Origin of the sequence: Streptomyces clavuligerus (assembly GCF_005519465.1) — a bacterium.
In the GTDB taxonomy this organism is placed as follows: Bacteria; Actinomycetota; Actinomycetes; order Streptomycetales; family Streptomycetaceae; genus Streptomyces; species Streptomyces clavuligerus.
This window is the reverse complement of sequence record NZ_CP027858.1, coordinates 831,035-848,130: the sequence shown is the minus strand read 5'-3', so window position 1 is coordinate 848,130 and position 17,096 is coordinate 831,035. Positions and strand designations below refer to the sequence as shown.

General features: G+C 72.0%; 16 protein-coding genes. 13 read left to right on the top strand and 3 right to left on the bottom strand.

Translation table 11 applies throughout. From position 1 onward, the window contains the following. Positions 1-29: 29 nt before the first annotated feature. The 5 genes from CRV15_RS03440 (at position 30) to CRV15_RS03420 (ending at position 3,805) form a co-directional block, all read left to right on the top strand. Positions 30-482, top strand: coding sequence for a DUF6278 family protein (locus CRV15_RS03440; RefSeq protein ID WP_003962328.1), 453 nt, complete (start codon positions 30-32; stop codon positions 480-482). A gap of 131 nt (positions 483-613) precedes the next feature. Next, on the top strand, positions 614-1,360 hold the full coding sequence (locus CRV15_RS03435) for an amino acid ABC transporter ATP-binding protein (protein ID WP_003954488.1): 747 nt from the start codon (positions 614-616) through the stop codon (positions 1,358-1,360). A gap of 14 nt (positions 1,361-1,374) precedes the next feature. Further along, positions 1,375-2,280, top strand: a complete 906-nt coding sequence (locus tag CRV15_RS03430; RefSeq protein ID WP_003954489.1) for a glutamate ABC transporter substrate-binding protein — start codon at positions 1,375-1,377, stop codon at positions 2,278-2,280. Between the two features lie 8 nt (positions 2,281-2,288). Next, entirely contained in the window at positions 2,289-2,933 is a 645-nt protein-coding gene (locus CRV15_RS03425; RefSeq protein ID WP_003954490.1) for an amino acid ABC transporter permease, read from the top strand. Next, positions 2,930-3,805, top strand: coding sequence for an amino acid ABC transporter permease (locus CRV15_RS03420; protein WP_003954491.1), 876 nt, complete (start codon positions 2,930-2,932; stop codon positions 3,803-3,805). Before CRV15_RS03425 ends, CRV15_RS03420 begins: the two co-directional genes overlap by 4 nt. Positions 3,806-3,859: 54 nt before the next feature. Here CRV15_RS03420 and CRV15_RS03415 read toward each other — a convergent pair whose 3' ends face one another. Then, positions 3,860-5,443 carry an alpha/beta fold hydrolase gene (locus CRV15_RS03415; RefSeq protein ID WP_003954492.1) on the bottom strand — a complete coding sequence of 528 codons (1,584 nt, stop codon included), beginning with the start codon at positions 5,441-5,443 and terminating at the stop codon, positions 3,860-3,862. Between the two features lie 931 nt (positions 5,444-6,374). On the opposite strand from CRV15_RS03415, the gene ggt reads away from it, so the two are divergent. Then, complete coding sequence (gene ggt, locus CRV15_RS03410; RefSeq protein WP_003962329.1) at positions 6,375-8,198, top strand: gamma-glutamyltransferase; 1,824 nt, start codon at positions 6,375-6,377, stop codon at positions 8,196-8,198. Positions 8,199-8,384: 186 nt separating this feature from the next. Further along, entirely contained in the window at positions 8,385-9,131 is a 747-nt protein-coding gene (locus tag CRV15_RS03405) for a glycoside hydrolase family 75 protein (protein ID WP_009997905.1), read from the top strand. Between the two features lie 115 nt (positions 9,132-9,246). Here the strand turns inward: CRV15_RS03405 and map are convergent, their stop codons facing one another. Next, the gene (gene map / locus CRV15_RS03400; protein ID WP_003954496.1) at positions 9,247-10,014 is read right to left on the bottom strand and encodes a type I methionyl aminopeptidase; all 768 of its coding nucleotides are present in this window, start codon (positions 10,012-10,014) and stop codon (positions 9,247-9,249) included. 32 nt (positions 10,015-10,046) lie between these two features. Here map and CRV15_RS03395 point away from each other — a divergent pair, with 32 nt between their 5' ends. The 6 genes from CRV15_RS03395 to CRV15_RS03370 all read left to right on the top strand — a co-directional run bounded on the left by CRV15_RS03395 (position 10,047) and on the right by CRV15_RS03370 (position 15,750). Further along, complete coding sequence (locus tag CRV15_RS03395) at positions 10,047-10,301, top strand: helix-turn-helix domain-containing protein (RefSeq protein ID WP_003954497.1); 255 nt, start codon at positions 10,047-10,049, stop codon at positions 10,299-10,301. A gap of 127 nt (positions 10,302-10,428) precedes the next feature. Then, the gene (locus tag CRV15_RS03390; protein ID WP_003954498.1) at positions 10,429-10,821 is read left to right on the top strand and encodes a PPOX class F420-dependent oxidoreductase; all 393 of its coding nucleotides are present in this window, start codon (positions 10,429-10,431) and stop codon (positions 10,819-10,821) included. 217 nt (positions 10,822-11,038) lie between these two features. Further along, positions 11,039-11,881 carry a nitrilase-related carbon-nitrogen hydrolase gene (locus tag CRV15_RS03385; protein WP_003954499.1) on the top strand — a complete coding sequence of 281 codons (843 nt, stop codon included), beginning with the start codon at positions 11,039-11,041 and terminating at the stop codon, positions 11,879-11,881. Continuing rightward, positions 11,878-13,155 (top strand): aspartate aminotransferase family protein, encoded by a 1,278-nt coding sequence (locus CRV15_RS03380; protein ID WP_003954500.1) that lies wholly within the window; start codon positions 11,878-11,880, stop codon positions 13,153-13,155. Before CRV15_RS03385 ends, CRV15_RS03380 begins: the two co-directional genes overlap by 4 nt. Positions 13,156-13,236: 81 nt before the next feature. Next, entirely contained in the window at positions 13,237-14,628 is a 1,392-nt protein-coding gene (gene hydA / locus CRV15_RS03375) for a dihydropyrimidinase (RefSeq protein ID WP_003954501.1), read from the top strand. A 120-nt stretch (positions 14,629-14,748) separates the two neighbouring features. Then, entirely contained in the window at positions 14,749-15,750 is a 1,002-nt protein-coding gene (locus CRV15_RS03370; protein ID WP_003954502.1) for a TIGR03842 family LLM class F420-dependent oxidoreductase, read from the top strand. Between the two features lie 108 nt (positions 15,751-15,858). Here the strand turns inward: CRV15_RS03370 and lplAB are convergent, their stop codons facing one another. Beyond that, positions 15,859-16,917: a lipoate-protein ligase LplAB gene (gene lplAB, locus CRV15_RS03365; RefSeq protein WP_009997908.1), complete on the bottom strand. Its 1,059-nt coding sequence runs from the start codon at positions 16,915-16,917 to the stop codon at positions 15,859-15,861. Between the last annotated feature and the right edge of the window lie 179 nt (positions 16,918-17,096).

Here is a 17,096-nt window from a genome sequence, read left to right as displayed (position 1 = left end):
GCGGCGCGCGGGATGCGACGCTGAGTGGTATGAACATCCCTTTCTTGGACGGCTGGCTCAAGAAGCAGGGCGAGGGACGGACGCGGGGGGAGCGCGGCGACCCCGGCGAGGGCGAGACGGAGCGCGCGGCGGGCATCGCCGAGCTGCTGTCGGAGTGCGAGCTGCTGCGGGTCCGGGCGGAGGGGCTGGGACTGGCGCTGGACGACTCCCCGGCCTCCCTCGCGGCCCTGGACCAGCTCCCGCCGCGCTGGCGGGACGACCCGGAGGAGCTTCCCTGGGTGGGCAACGACGCCGGGCTCTATCTCGGCACGGTCATCGTCCGTACCGTCCCGGGCGCGCGCTGGCACATCTGGCCGGGCGGCCACCCCGTGGTGCGGCTCGCCTCCGGCCGGGAGATCGGGGTGGTGGAGGCCGGGCTCGACTGGGCCGTCTCCGGGGCGCCGCAGCTCGCCCAGGTCTATGCGGAGGCCGCCGAGGGCTGACGCCCCGCGGTGCGATCACCTCAGCGGTAAATACGGCTTATGTCCTCATCGTGCGTGTCGGGCGCGAACTCCCCGACCCGGCTGGATAGTTTGCGCTGACCCGGCAAACAATCAGTGGGGCAGGGCAGCGTATGGCCGTCGTCGATCCGTTGATCGAACTGCGGGACGTCAACAAGCACTACGGGCAGTTGCATGTCCTCCAGGGCATCGATCTCGCCGTCGGGCGCGGGGAGGTGGTGGTGGTCATCGGCCCGTCCGGCTCGGGCAAGTCGACCCTCTGCCGGACGATGAACCGGCTGGAGACCGTCGAATCGGGCACCATCACCATCGACGGGCAGCCCCTCCCCGAGGAGGGCAAGGGCCTGGCCTCGCTCCGCGCCGAGGTGGGCATGGTCTTCCAGTCCTTCAACCTCTTCGCCCACCGCACCGTCCTGGCCAATGTCTCCCTCGCCCCCATCAAGGTCAGACGCCGCAAGAAGGAGGACGCGGACCGCCGCTCCCGCGAACTCCTGGAACGGGTCGGGCTCGCGGCCCACGCCGACAAGTACCCGGCCCAGCTCTCCGGCGGCCAGCAGCAGCGCGTGGCCATCGCCCGCGCGCTGGCCATGGACCCCAAGGTCATGCTCTTCGACGAGCCCACCTCGGCACTCGACCCGGAGATGATCAACGAGGTGCTGGAGGTCATGCAGCAGCTCGCCCGGGACGGGATGACGATGGTCGTCGTCACCCATGAGATGGGCTTCGCCCGCTCCGCGGCCAACCGGGTGGTCTTCATGGCCGACGGCAGGATCGTCGAGGACCGCTCCCCGGAGGACTTCTTCACCCACCCGGAGAGCGACCGGGCCCGGGACTTCCTCTCCAAGATCCTCAAGCACTGACCGGGGGCGCATCGATGGCACGTACCCGACGCGCCCTGGCGGCGCTCCTCCTTCTGCTCACGGCCGCCGCCTGCGGCAAGGAGGGCAGCCCACCGGTCAAGGGCCCCCGGCCCGAGGCGCTGCCGCACTACCCGGTGAACACCTCCTTCCGGCTGGACTCCTCCCCGACCTGGCGCAAGGCCGAGGCCCGCGGCCACTTCGTCGTCGGGGCCAAGGAGGACCAGCCCTACCTCGGCGAGAAGGACCCCGCGACCGGCCTCTACTCCGGCTTCGACATCGAGATCGCCCGGATGGTCTCCGCCTCCCTGGGGCTGGACCCCGCCCGGATCTCCTTCGTCACCATCGCCTCCGCCAACCGGGAGACCGCCCTCCAGAACGGCCAGATCGACTACTACGTCGGCACCTACACCATCAACGACAACCGCAAGAAGCTCGTCGGCTTCGCCGGGCCCTACTACATGGCGGGCCAGGACCTGCTCGTCCGCAAGGACGAGACGGACATCAAGGGACCCGAGGACCTCGCCGGGAAACGGGTCTGCTCGGCCACCGGCTCCACGCCCTACCAGCGGATCAAGCAGGACTACCCCCAGGCCGTCCTGGTCTCCTACGACACCTACTCCATCTGTGTCGACAACCTGCTGACCTACCAGGTCGACGCCGTCACCACCGACGACGCCATCCTCACCGGCTACGCAGCCAAGGCGCCCGACGAACTCAAGGTCGTCGGCAAGCCCTTCTCGCAGGAGCCCTACGGCATCGGCGTCCCCCGCTCCGACAACGCCCTGCGCTTCGCCATCGACGACGCCCTCGCCGAGAACGAGAAGAACGGCAACTGGAAGAAGGCCTACGACGCCACCCTCGGACTGTCCGGAGTCCCGGCGCCGCAGCCGCCCCCGATCGACCGCTACCCGGCGGGCTGAGGTGACGCATGGACGTACTGACCGACAACTTCTCCACCTACGCCGAGGGCTTCCTCGGCACCGTCGAGCTGACCTTCTTCTCCTCGTTGCTCGCCCTCGCCCTCGGCTTCCTGATGGCGGGCTTCCGGGTCGCCCCCGTCGGCGCGCTGCGCGCCATCGGCACCGTGTGGGTGACGGTGCTCCGGAACACCCCGCTCACGCTGCTCTTCTTCGCCGTTCTGCTGGGGCTGCCGCGCTTCGGACTGGTGCTCCCGTTCACGGTCTTCGCGGTGCTCGCGCTCGGCTGCTACACCTCCGCGTTCATCTGCGAGGCCCTGCGGTCCGGGATCAACACCGTCCCCCGCGGCCAGGGGGAGGCGGCCCGCAGCCTCGGGATGTCCTTCGGCCAGACGCTGACCGTCGTGATCCTGCCCCAGGCGTTCCGCACCGTCATCCCCCCGGTCGGCTCCACGCTCATCGCGCTCGCCAAGAACTCCGCGATCGCTGGGGCGTTCAGCGTCACCGAACTGCTCAGCACCTACAAGACCCTCAGTGAGCTGGGCTACAACATCGTCTGGACCTTCGTCTGGATCGCCGTCGGCTATCTGATCATCACCCTCACCATCAGTGCGCTGTTCAACGTGCTGGAGAAGCGCTATGGGGTCGCACGATGACCGATTCCACCGCCCTCTACGACATCCCCGGGCCCCGCACCCGCAGACGTCACCGCCTCTACGGGGCCGTCGCGACGCTGGCCATCCTGGCGCTGCTCGGCTGGATCGTCCATCTGCTCTTCGAAACGGGGCAGTTCACCGCCGCCAAGTGGACCCCCTTCGAGTACAAGGGGATTCAGGAACTGCTGCTGAGGGGACTCGGCAACACCCTCAAGGCATTCGCCTACGCCTCGGTGCTCTCGCTGCTGCTCGGCGGTCTCCTCGCCTGCGGCCGGCTCTCCGACCACGCCCCCGTGCGCTGGGTCTCCACCCTGCTCGTGGAGTTCTTCCGGGCCATGCCGGTACTGGTGATGATCTTCTTCATCTTTGTGGCGCTGAAGGTCCAGCCGCTGCCCGCGCTGGTCGCCGGGCTCACCCTCTACAACGGTTCGGTCCTCGCGGAGGTCTTCCGCGCGGGTGTCCACTCCGTGGACCGGGGACAGCGCGAGGCAGCATACGCACTGGGCCTGCGCAAGACCCAGGTCATGACCTATGTCCTGGTGCCCCAGGCGGTGCGGGCGATGCTGCCCGCCATCATCAGCCAGTTGGTGGTGGCCCTGAAGGACACCTCGCTCGGCTATCTGATCACCTATGAGGAATTCCTGCACGCGGGCAAGCTCATCGCGTCCAACCTCGACTACGACCTGCCGTTCATCCCCGTGGTGATGGTGATCTCGCCGATCTACATCGGGCTGTGCATGCTGCTCTCCTGGTTCGCCACCTGGGTGGCCCGGCGGCAGCGCCGCAGCCCGAAGACCGAGGCCGTGGAAGTCGCCCCGGCCGAACCAGGGACGCTGCTGCCCGGCGATCCCGCGGCGACCGGGAGGATGTAGCCGCCGGGCAGCAGTTCAGGGGCATCAACCGGGACCGTCGGCGGCAGCCGGTGATCACTCCTCGCGCAGCGGTACCGACAGCTGGGACGGGTCGTCGGCGGGCGAGGAGAAGGTCAGCTGTGCCCCGGCCGGGTTGTGCTCGATGTACAGCGGGTCGACGGTGTCGACGACCACGGCGAGACGGTGGCCTGCCGGGACGTCATAGGCGGTGGAGAACAGCTCCAGGTCGACGGCGAACGGTGTGCCGGGTGTCCGGCCGTGGAAGGTGTACGGGGCACTGGTGACCAGCTTGCCGAGGCCGAGCGGGCCCACGTCGTAGAGGTAGGCGACGAGGGTCCCGCTCGCCCCGGTGCCGGTGACGGTGGTGTGCAGTCTGCTCGTCCCCCGAATCCGCTGCGGGGCGTCGTACCGCTCGGACTGCCAGACGGCCGCGAAGGCCCGGGGCAGCAGGGGGACGGCCGCGATCGGAGGCACCCGGGTGAACTGGTCCAGCGCTCCCGAGAGCAGGACCAGCCCGCCGTTCGCGCCGGAGTCCACTCCGGTGAGCACGCGCTGCGTCCCCCCGAGGGGCAGCCTGCGCTCGGCGGAGCCCACCGACCGCCAGTCGCGATACCCCTCGTACTCCCCGTCGGAACGGGACTTGAGCCGAACGGGCGGCTCCCGGTCGACGCCGTTGTCCACGCCCCTGAGATGGTGGTCGAACCAGCGGCGGGTGCTCGTCCAGGTGTCGTTGGGGAGTCCGAAGAGCCCGGTCCCCTCGGCGGTGGCATGGTCGCCCGGCCGGAACTCCAGCCGCTTGGGACCCGTCAGCCGCTCGAAGAACTCCGCGTACTGGTTGGGCGGGAAGATCGAGTCGCCCCAGGCGTTGCCGAGCATCACCGCCGTGCCCCGGGCGTTGAGGCCCGCGATCCGCCGGTCGACGGAGCGGCGGGCCGCCCAATCGAGGATGCGCTGCTCCTGATCGAGCCTGGAACTGAGGAAGTCGGCCATGATGCCGCGCAGTTCGGCGCTGGGACGGCCGGTGAGGAAGCCGAGCCCGGTGAGGACCGCCGCCGCCTGCGCGTGCTGGGTCCGTCCGCTGTAGATCGAGCCCGCGAGATCGGCCCAGCCGCTCAGCGCGGCCACGGCCTTGATCCGGGGGTCCTCGGCGGCGGCGAGCAGACTGATCCCCGCGCCGTAGGAGACCCCCGCCATGCCGACGCGCGCCGGGTCGGCGGGGGTGTGGGCCAGCGCCCAGTCGATCACCCGGGAGGCGTCCGCGACATCGGGTGGCCCGGCGACCTCGATCTCACCGCCGGACTGCCAGAAGCCGCGCGAGTTGTAGCTCACCACGACATAGCCCGCGGCGGCGAACTGCCCGGCCTGCGCGAGGTATTCGAGCTGCGGCATGGCCCAGCTCGTGGGCAGGACGACGAGCGGATACGAACGCCCGGGCCCGGCGTCGGCGGGGGCGACCACATTGGCCTTGAGCACGGTGCCGCCGTCGCCCTCGACATCGACGAACCGCACGACCGGCGCGCCCGCCCGGCCACCGGTCCCGGCCACCGACCCGGCACCACTGGCCGGCCCGGCGGCGAGCAACACGGAACACAGAGCGCCCGTCAGGGCGGTGCGCAGAGCTTTGCGGGGGAGTCCCACGGGTCCCTCCTCACAACCGTCATGGGGGGATGTGACCTGGGGTCACATGAAGGTGTCCGTAAGGTAACGGGAATCCCTTACCTGCGGTAACTCCCCGGTGGTTAACGCACCGGTAACGATTGCTCTCCCTTTTTTGTGGCTCGGTTCGCCTCCGGGGTGCTGGAGCGTGCGCCGACGGTCGACCGTGCTCGGTTCCTCGTTCCTCGGAACCTCCGCGCGCTCTCCACTTTCGGCACCCGCGGCACCCCTTCGGCTCACTCGCCGCGGGGTCGAGGCAAACGCCCGGCCCAAAGAGGCGGGGGCGCACCCCTGCGGCTCACTCGCCGCAGGGCGGAGGGAAACGCCCGGCCCAGGAGACGGGGGCGAGCTCTCGGCTTTCGGCGCCTGCGGCACCCCTGCGGCTCACTCGCCCCGGGGCGGAGGCAGACGTCCAGCCCAAGGGGCAGGGGCCCGCTCTCCGCTCCCGGCAGCCGGGCGCCCCCACGGCCCACTCGCCCCGGGGCGGGCGCGCGCTCTCCGCTTTCGGCGGCCACGCGCCCCGATGGCCCACTCGCCGCAGGATGGGGGTCATCGCCCGGCCCAAGTGGCAGGGACGCGCCCTCCGTTCTCGGCGGTCACGCGTCCCGGGACGGGGTGACCGTCCACGCACGCGCGGGGTGCGGGCGGCACCTCTTCGGCTCACTCGCCGCAGGGGGCAAGGCCATCGGCCGGCCCAGGGACGGGGCGAAGGCGGTATGCCTTCGGCTCACTTGCCCGCGGGGGCGAGGGGATCGTCCACTCGTCGACGGGGTGCGGGTGCGGGGCAAGGGCTCGTTCGTCACGGGGAAGACGGTCGCGCGCCCAAGCCGCGCGGGAAAGGCGGACTTCGGGGTGGGTCGAGTCCGCACCAGGGGAGCTACAGTTCGGGCAGTCTGTCGATCGGAGGGTGGGGATGACTCGTTCAGTCGGGCGGAACACTTCGGTTCTGGCCGTCGCGGCGGCCCTGATCGTCTCGCTCGGTGCGGCGGCACCCGGCGCCGCCGCACCGGCGCGGGAGCGGGCCGCGCCCGGTGGGCCGCCGGTGAAGACGCCGGTCGCCGTCGGGTACGGCGGGGCCGTGGCCAGTGTCGACGCCGACGCGTCCGCCGCCGGGATCGAAGTGCTGCGGCGCGGCGGCAACGCGGTCGACGCGGCGGTCGCGACCGCCGCGGCGCTCGGGGTGACCGAGCCGTACTCCTCGGGCATCGGCGGCGGTGGCTACTTCGTCCACTACGAGGCGGCGACGGGCAAGGTCCGCACCATCGACGGCCGGGAGACCGCCCCGCGCTCCGCCGACGCCTCGCTCTTCCTGGCGGACGGCAAGCCGATCCCGTTCGAGGAGGGACAGACCAGCGGCCTCGGCGTCGGGGTCCCGGGGACCCCGGCCACCTGGGACGCGGCGCTGGCGTCCTGGGGCACGCGCCCCCTCGCCGAGCTGCTGGGACCGGCGGAGCGACTGGCGCGCGACGGATTCACCGTCGACGGCACCTTCCGTGCGCAGACCCAGGCCAACCAGGCCCGGTTCGCCGACTTCCCCGACACCGCGAAGCTGTTCCTGCCCGGCGGCGGGCTCCCGGTCGTCGGCTCGGTCTTCAAGAACCCCGACCTGGCCCGGACCTACCGCCGGCTCGCCCGCGAGGGCACCCGCGCCCTCTACCGGGGGGACATCGCCCGGGACATCGTCCGTACCGTGCGTACGCCTCCCGTCGCCCCGGGGGCCACGCGCACCGTCCGCCCCGGTGATCTGACCCTCCGGGACCTGCGCGCGTACGAGACGGTCCGGCGGACGCCCACCCGGGTGTCCTACCGGGGGCTCGACGTCTACGGCATGGCGCCCTCGTCCTCGGGCGGCATCGCGGTCGGCGAGGGGCTGAACATCCTGGAGCGCACCGATCTGTCGAAGGCGACAGCCGCGCGCCATCTGCACCGTTTCATCGAGGCCAGCCGGGTGGCGTTCGCGGACCGGGGACGCTGGGTGGGTGACCCGGCGTTCGAGGACGTGCCCGTGCGGGGGCTGCTGTCCCAGCGGTTCGCCGACGCCCGCGCCTGCCTGATCAAGGACAACGCGGTGCTGACGAGCCCGCTGGCGCCCGGTGACCCGGAGAACCCCGTTCCGTGCGGCGCCTCGGGCCCGCCCGTTCCCGCCACCTACGAGAGCGACAACACCACCCATCTGACCGTGGCCGACCGCTGGGGCAACGTCGTCGCGTACACCTTGACGATCGAGTCCACGGGCGGCAGCGGCATCACCGTGCCGGGCCGGGGCTTCCTGCTCAACAACGAGCTGACGGACTTCTCGTTCGCCCCGGCGAACCCCGCCGTGCACGACCCGAACCTGCCCGGCCCGGGCAAGCGTCCGCGGTCCTCGATCTCCCCGACGATCGTCGTCGACGACGGCCGGGTGCGGCTCGCGCTGGGCTCGCCGGGCGGGGCGACCATCATCACCACGGTCCTCCAGACCCTGACGAACCGTCTGGACCGGGGGATGCCGCTGGTCGAGGCGATCGCCGCGCCCCGGGCGAGCCAGCGCAACCAGACCACCACCGAGGTCGAGCCCGCGCTCTGGAACAGCCCGCTCCGCGCCCAGCTCGAGGCCATCGGGCACCGTTTCCGGCAGAACCCGGAGATCGGGGCGGCGACCGGGGTCGAGCGGCTGCCCGACGGACGGTGGCTCGCCGCCGCCGAGAAGGTGCGCCGGGGCGGCGGCTCCGCGATGGTCGTCCGTCCGGGGAGCTGACCTCACCCGGGGCCGCGGGTGATCGCGGCCCCGGGGCGCGCCGCCCGTCCGGGAGCCGCTCCCGGACGGGCGGCGCGCCGTGCGGCCCGCACGCCCGCCGACCGGCCGCACCCGATGATGGGTTTCCCGAAAGGTGGGGTAAAGGACGCTTTTCCGTGCAAACCGTACAGAAAGGCCCTTTGGCTCATGCTCGCTCGTACGCTCGCCCTCTCCACCGCGCTCGGCGTCGCCCTCCTCCCCGCCGTCGCGCAGCCCGCGCCCGCGGCCAGTGTCCAGCGGATCGCCGCGCCGGGGCCGCAGGGCGGCGGGGAGAGCGGGGAGGAGGGCGGTGCCCGGGGCGGCGGCGGGCGGAGCGCCGTCACGGCGGCGGAGCTGCTGGCCCGGGTCGACGGCTGTACGCGGATCTCGCAGGGGCTGTACCGGACGGACCTTCGGACCGCCGCGACCGTTCCGGTCTGCGACGCGGGCGGGGCGGTGTTCTGGCGGGCGGACCTCGACGTCAACTGCGACGGCCAGGCCACGCCCCGCTGCAACACCGGTGCCGACCCCTACTTCCTGGAGCAGACCGCGTTTCGCCAGTCCGACGGCAGACCGCTCAACGCCGAGACCCTGCCCTTTGTGGTGGTCCCCGCCCCCAGCGGGCTCTGGCGGTATCCGGACTGGGGCATCCGGGGCGGTTCGGTGGTGGCCGTCGTCCACGGCGGCACCGTGCGCTACGGGGTCGTCGGCGACACCGGCCCCGCCGGGATCATCGGCGAGGCGTCCCACGCCATGGCCGCGGCGCTCGGCATCGACCCCGACCCCCGGAGCGGAGGAGTCGGCTCTGGGGTGACCTACATCCTGTTCAAGGGCTCGCGGGTGGCCCCGATCGAGGACCACGCCGCCGCCGTGACCCAGGGGGACGCGCTGGCCCGTGCCTTTCTCCAGGGCTGAGCGGGGCGCGGCTCTCCAGGGCTGAGCGGGGCGCGCCGGACGCCCCAGGAGCGCGCCGGACGTCCCAGGGGTGCCGCCGGACGCCCGGGAGGCGCGGCGGCCGGGTCGTGGCCGGTCAGGGCGCGGTGAGCACCCGGGGGCCGTCCCGGGTGATCGCCACCGTGTGCTCCGCGTGGGCGGCGCGGCTGCCGTCGAGCGTCCGCATGGTCCAGCCGTCCCGCGCGGTGAAGTGGCCGTCCGCGCCCCCGGCGATGACCATCGGTTCGATGGCCAGGGTCATCCCGTGCCGCAGCGGCACCCCCCGGCCGCGGCGGCCCTCGTTCGGGACGCCGGGGTCCTCGTGCATGGTGCGCCCGATGCCGTGGCCGCCGAAGCCGTCGGGGATGCCCGCCCCCGCCGCGCGGCAGACCCGTCCGACGGCGTGGGCGATGTCGCCGACACGGTTCCCGACCACGGCGGCCTCGATGCCCGCGCGCAGCGCCTCCTCGGCGACGGCGATCAGCCGGGTGTCCTCGGGGCGGGCCCGGCCCACCGTGAAGCTGACGGCCGAGTCGCCCGTCCATCCGTCGAGGGCCGCCCCGCAGTCGATGCTCACCAGATCGCCGTCGCGCAGCCGGTACCCGTCCGGGATGCCGTGCACGATCGCGTCGTTCACGGAGACGCACAGGACGGCGGGGAACGGCACGGGCGCCCAGGAGGGGCGGTAGCCGAGGAAGGGCGAGGAGGCCCCGGCGGCCGTCAGCACCGCGCGGGCGGCCCGGTCCAGCTCCCGCAGCGGGACCCCCACGGCGGCGGCCTCCCGGGCGGCGGCGAGCGCCTGGGCGACGACCCGCCCGGCGGCCCGCATCGCGTCGATCGACGCGTCGGTCTTCAGCTCAATCATGCCAATTACTATACCGGCATTAGAATACCGGCATGGTACGTACTCCTCTCACCCCCGAAGAACGCGAGCGCGGCGAACGGCTCGGCGGACTGCTGCGGGCCGCACGCGGCGAACGCAGCATGGTGGAGGTCGCGGCGGTGGCCGGGATCTCCGCCGAGACCCTGCGCAAGATCGAGACGGGCCGCGCGCCGACCCCGGCGTTCTTCACCGTCGCCGCCCTCGCCACCGCGCTCGGCCTCTCCATGGACGAGCTGGCCACCCGCTGCGCCCTCACCCCGACGGCCTGACCCCGGGCCGCGCCGGGAGCCGCGTGTCCGCCCCGGCGCTCCCGGCCCGGGCGGGCGGCCCCGTGCGCTCCCGGCCCGGCCCGGCGGCGGAGTCGCCCCGTCCGGCGGCCCGGCGTACCCTCTCCGCGTGACCGCAGACGACCTCGCCACCGCCCGTTACATCAGCCTGACCACCTACCGAAGGAACGGGACCGGGGTCGCCACACCGGTCTGGTTCGCGCGCGACGGAGGAAAGCTCTACGTCTGGACCAACAGCGACTCCTGGAAGGTCAAGCGGCTCCGGCGCGACCCCCGGGTGACCGTCTCCGTCTGCGACATGCGCGGCCGGATCGCCGAGGGCACGCCCCACCACCCCGGCACCGCCGAACTGCTGGCCGACACCGCCGCCGCGCGCTCGCTGATCGCCCGCAAGTACACCTGGCAGTTCTGGCTGCTCGATGTGCCCACTGCCCTGGTGCGCCGGGGCCGGCGCCCCCATACCGCCCTCGCGATCACCCTGGACCCCGCGGGGCCTGTCTGACGGACCGTGCCGGGCGCGCGCACCGGAGCGGCCGGGCCCACCGCGAGGCGGCACCGCCCCCGCCGGGCACGGCTCGACCGGCCGGGTGAATCGGGATCGGCGGTGCCCGGCGGCGGCGATGGTCTTGCACCGGTCTGTGACGGGGCTTACGTTCTCCATCTACGTACCGCGTCTACGTGCGTAGAGGCTCTCTGACGCCCCGTCGAAGGAGCAGCTCATGACTTCTGTCGTACGCGCCGCACTGGTCCAGGCGACCTGGACGGGCGACACCGAGTCGATGATCGCCAAGCATGAGGAACACGCCCGCGAGGCGGCCCGTCAGGGTGCCCGGGTCATCGGCTTCCAAGAGGTTTTCAACGCCCCCTACTTCTGTCAGGTGCAGGACCCCGAGCACTACCGCTGGGCCGAGCCGGTGCCCGAAGGACCCACCGTGACCCGGATGCGGGAGCTGGCCCGCGAGACCGGCATGGTGATCGTGGCCCCCGTCTTCGAGATCGAGGGCTCCGGCTTCTACTACAACACCGCCGCCGTGATCGACGCGGACGGCAGCTATCTCGGGAAATACCGCAAGCACCACATTCCCCAGGTCGAAGGGTTCTGGGAGAAGTACTACTTCCGGCCCGGCAACGCGGGCTGGCCGGTCTTCGAGACCGCCGTCGGCCGGATCGGCGTCTACATCTGCTACGACCGCCACTTCCCCGAGGGCTGGCGCCAGTTGGGCCTCGCGGGCGCCCAGCTCGTCTACAACCCCTCCGCCACCTCCCGCGGCCTCTCCGCCTACCTCTGGCAGCTCGAACAGCCCGCCGCCGCCGTCGCGAACGAGTACTTCGTCGCCGCGATCAACCGGGTGGGACAGGAGGAGTACGGCGACAACGACTTCTACGGGACGAGCTACTTCGTGGACCCGCGCGGCCGGCTGGTCGGCGGGGCCGCGAGCGACAAGGACGAGGAACTCCTCGTCCGCGACCTGGACTTCGGCCTGATCGACACCGTCCGGCAGCAGTGGGCCTTCTACCGCGACCGGCGGCCCGACGCCTATGAGGGGCTGGTGCGGCCATGAGCCTGCTCGACCGGCACCGCGCCGTCGTCCCCGACTGGGTGGCGCTCTACTACCGGGACCCGATCGAACTGGTCCGCGGCGAGGGCCGCCATGTCTGGGACGCCGACGGCAGGAAGTATCTCGACTTCTTCGGCGGCATCCTCACCACCATGACCGCCCATGCCCTCCCGGAGGTCACCAAGGCGGTGAGCGAGCAGGCCGGACGGATGATCCACTCGTCCACGCTCTATCTCAACCGTCCCATGGTGGAACTGGCCGAGCGGGTCGCCGCCCTCTCCGGCATCCCCGACGCCCGGGTCTTCTTCACCACCTCGGGCACCGAGGCCAACGACACCGCACTGCTGCTGGCGACCGCGTACCGCCGCTCCAACCAGGTCCTCGCGCTGCGCAACAGCTACCACGGCCGCTCCTTCTCGGCGGTCTCCATCACCGGCAACCGGAGCTGGTCGCCCACCTCGCTCTCCCCGCTCCAGACGCTGTACGTGCACGGCGGCGTCCGCACCCGGGGCCCGTACGCGCACCTTTCGGACGGGGAGTTCATCGCGGCGTGCGTCGCCGACCTGGAGGACCTGCTCGGCCACACCCGCGAGGTCGCCGCCCTGATCGCCGAGCCCGTCCAGGGCGTCGGCGGGTTCACCTCAGGACCGGACGGGCTGCTCGCCGCCTTCCGGGAGGTGCTGGACCGCCATGGCATCCTGTGGATCTCCGACGAGGTGCAGACCGGCTGGGGCCGCACCGGCGACCACTTCTGGGGCTGGCAGGCCCACGGCGCCGCGGGACCGCCCGATCTGCTCACCTTCGCCAAGGGCATCGGCAACGGGATGTCCATCGGCGGTGTCGTCGCCTCCGCCGAGGTCATGAACGCCCTGGACGCCAACTCCATCTCGACCTTCGGCGGTTCCCCCGTCACCATGGCCGCGGGCCTCGCCAACCTCTCCTATCTGCTGGAGAACGACCTCCAGGGCAACGCCCGCCGGGTCGGCGGCCTGCTGCTCGAACGGCTGCGGGCGATCGGGATGACGGTCCCGGCGGTCCGGGAGGTACGCGGCCGGGGGCTGATGATCGGCGTCGAACTGGTCCGGCCCGGCACCGAGGACGCCGACCCCGAAGCGGCGTCGGCGGTGCTCGAAGCGGCCCGCGCGGGCGGACTCCTCATCGGCAAGGGCGGCGGCCACAGCACCAGCGTGCTGCGGATCGCCCCGCCCCTGACCCTCACCGTCGCCGAGGCGGAGGAGGGCGCCGCCGTCCTCGAACAGGCCCTGCGGAGCCTGTAGTCCGGACGCCGGGCCCCGCGCCGGGGCCCGGCACCCGTCCGGACATCCGCACCCCGTATCCGACGCGGAGGGAGCAGCACCGTGGCACGCACGCTCATCACCGGCGGTCTCGTCATCACCGCCGCCGACGAACTCCATGCCGATGTACTCGTCGACGGTGGCCGTGTCGTGGCCCTCGCCACCCACGGCAGCCATGGGTGGACCGCCGACCGTGTCATCGACGCCGCGCAGAAGTACGTGGTGCCCGGCGGCGTCGACGCGCACACCCATATGGAGATGCCGTTCGGCGGCACCTTCGCGTCCGACACCTTCGAGACCGGGACCCGGGCGGCGGCCTGGGGCGGCACCACCACGATCGTCGATTTCGCGATCCAGTCCAAGGGCGGCTCCCTCGGCGAAGGGCTGGACGCCTGGCACGAGAAGGCCGACGGCCGGTGCGCGGTCGACTACGCGTTCCATATGATCATGTCCGATGTGCACGAGTCCTCACTCCGGGAGATGGACAGCCTCGTCTCCGCGGGTGTGAGTTCGTTCAAGCTGTTCACCGCCTATCCGGGGGTGTTCTTCTCCGACGACGGGCAGATCCTCCGGGCCATGCAGCGCGCCGCGTCGAACGGCGGGCTGGTGATGGCCCACGCGGAGAACGGCCTCGCCATCGATGTCCTGGTCGAACAGGCACTGGCCCGGGGCGAGCGGGACCCGCGCCACCACGGCGAGGTCCGCAAGGCGCTCCTCGAAGCGGAGGCGACCCACCGGGTGATCAAACTGAGCCAGGTGGCGGGCGCCCCGCTCTATGTGGTGCATGTGTCCGCCCGGGAGGCCGTCGCCGAACTGGCGCGGGCCCGGCACGAGGGCCTGCCCGTCTTCGGCGAGACCTGCCCGCAGTACCTCTTCCTGTCCACCGAGAACCTGGCCGAACCCGGCTTCGAGGGCGCGAAGTACGTCTGCAGCACCCCGCTGCGCCCCAAGGAGCACCAGGAGGCCCTGTGGCGCGGACTGCGGACGAACGAGCTCCAGGTGGTCTCCACGGACCACTGCCCGTTCTGCTTCAAGGGCCAGAAGGAGCTGGGACGGGCCGACTTCTCCAAGATCCCGAACGGGCTGCCGGGGGTCGAGACCCGTATGGACCTGCTGCACCAGGCCGTCGTGGAGGGCCGCATCAGCCGCCGCCGCTGGATCGAGATCGCCTGCGCGACCCCGGCCCGGATGTTCGGCCTGTACCCCAAGAAGGGCACGATCGCCCCGGGCGCCGACGCCGACATCGTCATCTACGACCCGCACGCCGAGCAGACCCTGTCCGCCGCGACGCACCACATGAACGTCGACTACTCCCCCTACGAGGGCAGACAGATCACCGGACGGGTGGAGACGGTGCTGCTGCGCGGCGCCCCGGTGATCGACGGCCGGGTGTATGTGGGGAACGCGGGGGACGGGGCCTATGTGCCCCGGGGGATCTGCCAGTACCTGGACTGAGTGTCCCCGGGCCCCGTGTGGAAGGATTCTCTGACAGCAGGTCACTCAGGGGCGTTTTCCCCGGGCCTCGCCCGTGCGCGCCTGGGTGTCCGAGGACCGGAGCGAGGAGCGAGCGACAGCATGGACTTCGGACTTGTTCTCCAGACGGACCCGCCCGCCTCCGCCGTCGTCGATCTGATGCGGCGGGCGGAGCGCAACGGCTTCCGCTATGGCTGGACCTTCGATTCGGCGGTGCTCTGGCAGGAGCCCTTCGTCATCTACAGCCGGATTCTCGCCGAGACCCAGCGGATGACGGTGGGCCCCATGGTGACCAACCCGTCCACCCGGACCTGGGAGGTCACCGCCTCCACCTTCGCCACACTCAACGACATGTACGGCGACCGCACCGTCTGCGGCATCGGCCGGGGCGACTCGGCGATGCGGGTCGCGGGCCGTCGGCCCACCACCATCGCCCTGCTCGGCGAGGCCATCGACGCCATCCGTGATCTGGCCGAGGGCCGGGAGGCGGTGGTCGACGGGACACCGATGCGGCTGGAGTGGGTGCGGGAGGGACGGCTGCCGGTGTGGATGGCCGCGTACGGGCCCCGGGCGCTCAAGCTCACCGGACAGAAGGCCGACGGTTTCATTCTCCAGCTCGCCGACCCCTATCTCACCGAGGCCATGGTCACGGCGGTGCGCACCGCCGCGTCGGACGCCGGGCGCGACCCCGCGTCGGTCACCATCTGTGTCGCCGCCCCCGCCTATGTCAGCGACGACCTCGACCACGCGCGGGAGCAGTGCCGCTGGTTCGGCGGCATGGTCGGCAACCATGTCGCCGATCTCGTGGCCCGCTACGGGGAGCACTCGTCCCTTGTCCCCGAGGAGCTGACCTCGTACATCGCGGCACGTGAGGGCTACGACTACAGCCACCACGGCCGGGCGGGCAACCCCTCGGCGGACTTCGTCCCGGACGATGTCGTGGACCGCTTCTGCGTCCTCGGCCCCGCCGAGGCGCACATCGAGAAACTGCGGGCCCTGCGGGACCTGGGGGTCGACCAGTTCGCCGTGTACACCATGCACGACGCGAGGGAGGAGATGATCGATGTCTACGGGTCCACGGTCATCCCGGCGCTGACGGACTGACGGACTGACGGACTGACGGACTGACGGACTGACGGGCCGACCGGCCGGCCCGGCCGCGACCGGCCCCGGCCGCCCGGACCGGTGGACGGACGAGGGCCCGGCGCCGTCTCACGGGACCCGGGCGGTCCACTCCGGGGTGGCGAACTTGGTCCGCGCCAGTTCCTCGGCGCGGGCCAGCTCCTCGCCGGTCACCGTGGCGTCGGTCAGCCCGTACCGTCCCCGGAAGGACTCGATCATCCGCTCGATCACGGCCTCGCGGGGCAGCCCCGTCTGGCGGCGCAGCGGGTCGACGCGCTTCTTGGCGCTCCGGGTGCCCTTGTCGGACAGCTTCTCCCGGCCGATGCGCAGCACATCGAGCATCTTGTCGGCGTCGATGTCGTACGCCATGGTCACATGGTGCAGCACCGCCCCCCGGCCGCCGCCCGCGAGCCGCTTCTGCGCCGCGCCCGCGATCTTCCCGGCCTCCGTCGCGATGTCGTTGAGGGGCTGGTACCACGCCTTGACCCCCATGTCGCCGAGGGCGCCGAGGACCCAGTCGTCGAGATAGGCGTAGCTGTCGGCGAAGGAGAGGCCGGAGACCAGGGACTCGGGCACCGAGAGGGAGTAGGTGATGGTGTTGCCCGGCTCGATGAACATCGCGCCGCCGCCGCTGATCCGGCGGACCACCTGGATGCCGTGGCGTCCGGCGGCCTCCGCGTCCACCTCGTTGCGCAGGGACTGGAAGCTCCCGATGACCACGGCGGGCGCCCCCCACTCCCACACCCGCAGCGTCGGGGGCCGCCGCCCGGCGGCGACCTCGGCCGTGATCACCTCGTCCAGCGCCATGTGCAGGGCGGGGGACTGCGGGCCCTCGTGGATGAGCTGCCAGTCGTAGTCCGTCCAGTCGGTGGCGTGCGCGAGGGCGCGGCGCACGGCCACCCCGACGCCCTCGGAGGTCAGACCGAACATCTGCGTCCCCGGCGGCAGCGCCGCGTCGATCCGCGCGGCGAGACCGGACGCGTCCGTGTCGACGGGGGCGCCCTCCAGGGCGCGGTCGATGGCGAGGATCGCCTCGTCGGGCTCCAGGAAGAAGTCCCCCGCGACCCGCACATCGCGCAGCACGCCGTCCTGTGCCTCCAGGTCGACGACCACGAGCTTGCCGCCCGGGACCTTGTACTCGCCGTGCATGCCGGAGCCTTTCGGTTCTGTCGGCCCGGACTCCCCGGGTCCCCGCCCGTACACCGTCGTGAACAGCAGCAGCGTACTCCCGGCGCCGAACGGGGACCGCTGTCGCCCCAGGCCGTGAGGGGTTCCGGGCGGCCGGGACCGGGCCGGGCTCCGGCACCGGGCCGGGCCGTGTTTAGCTG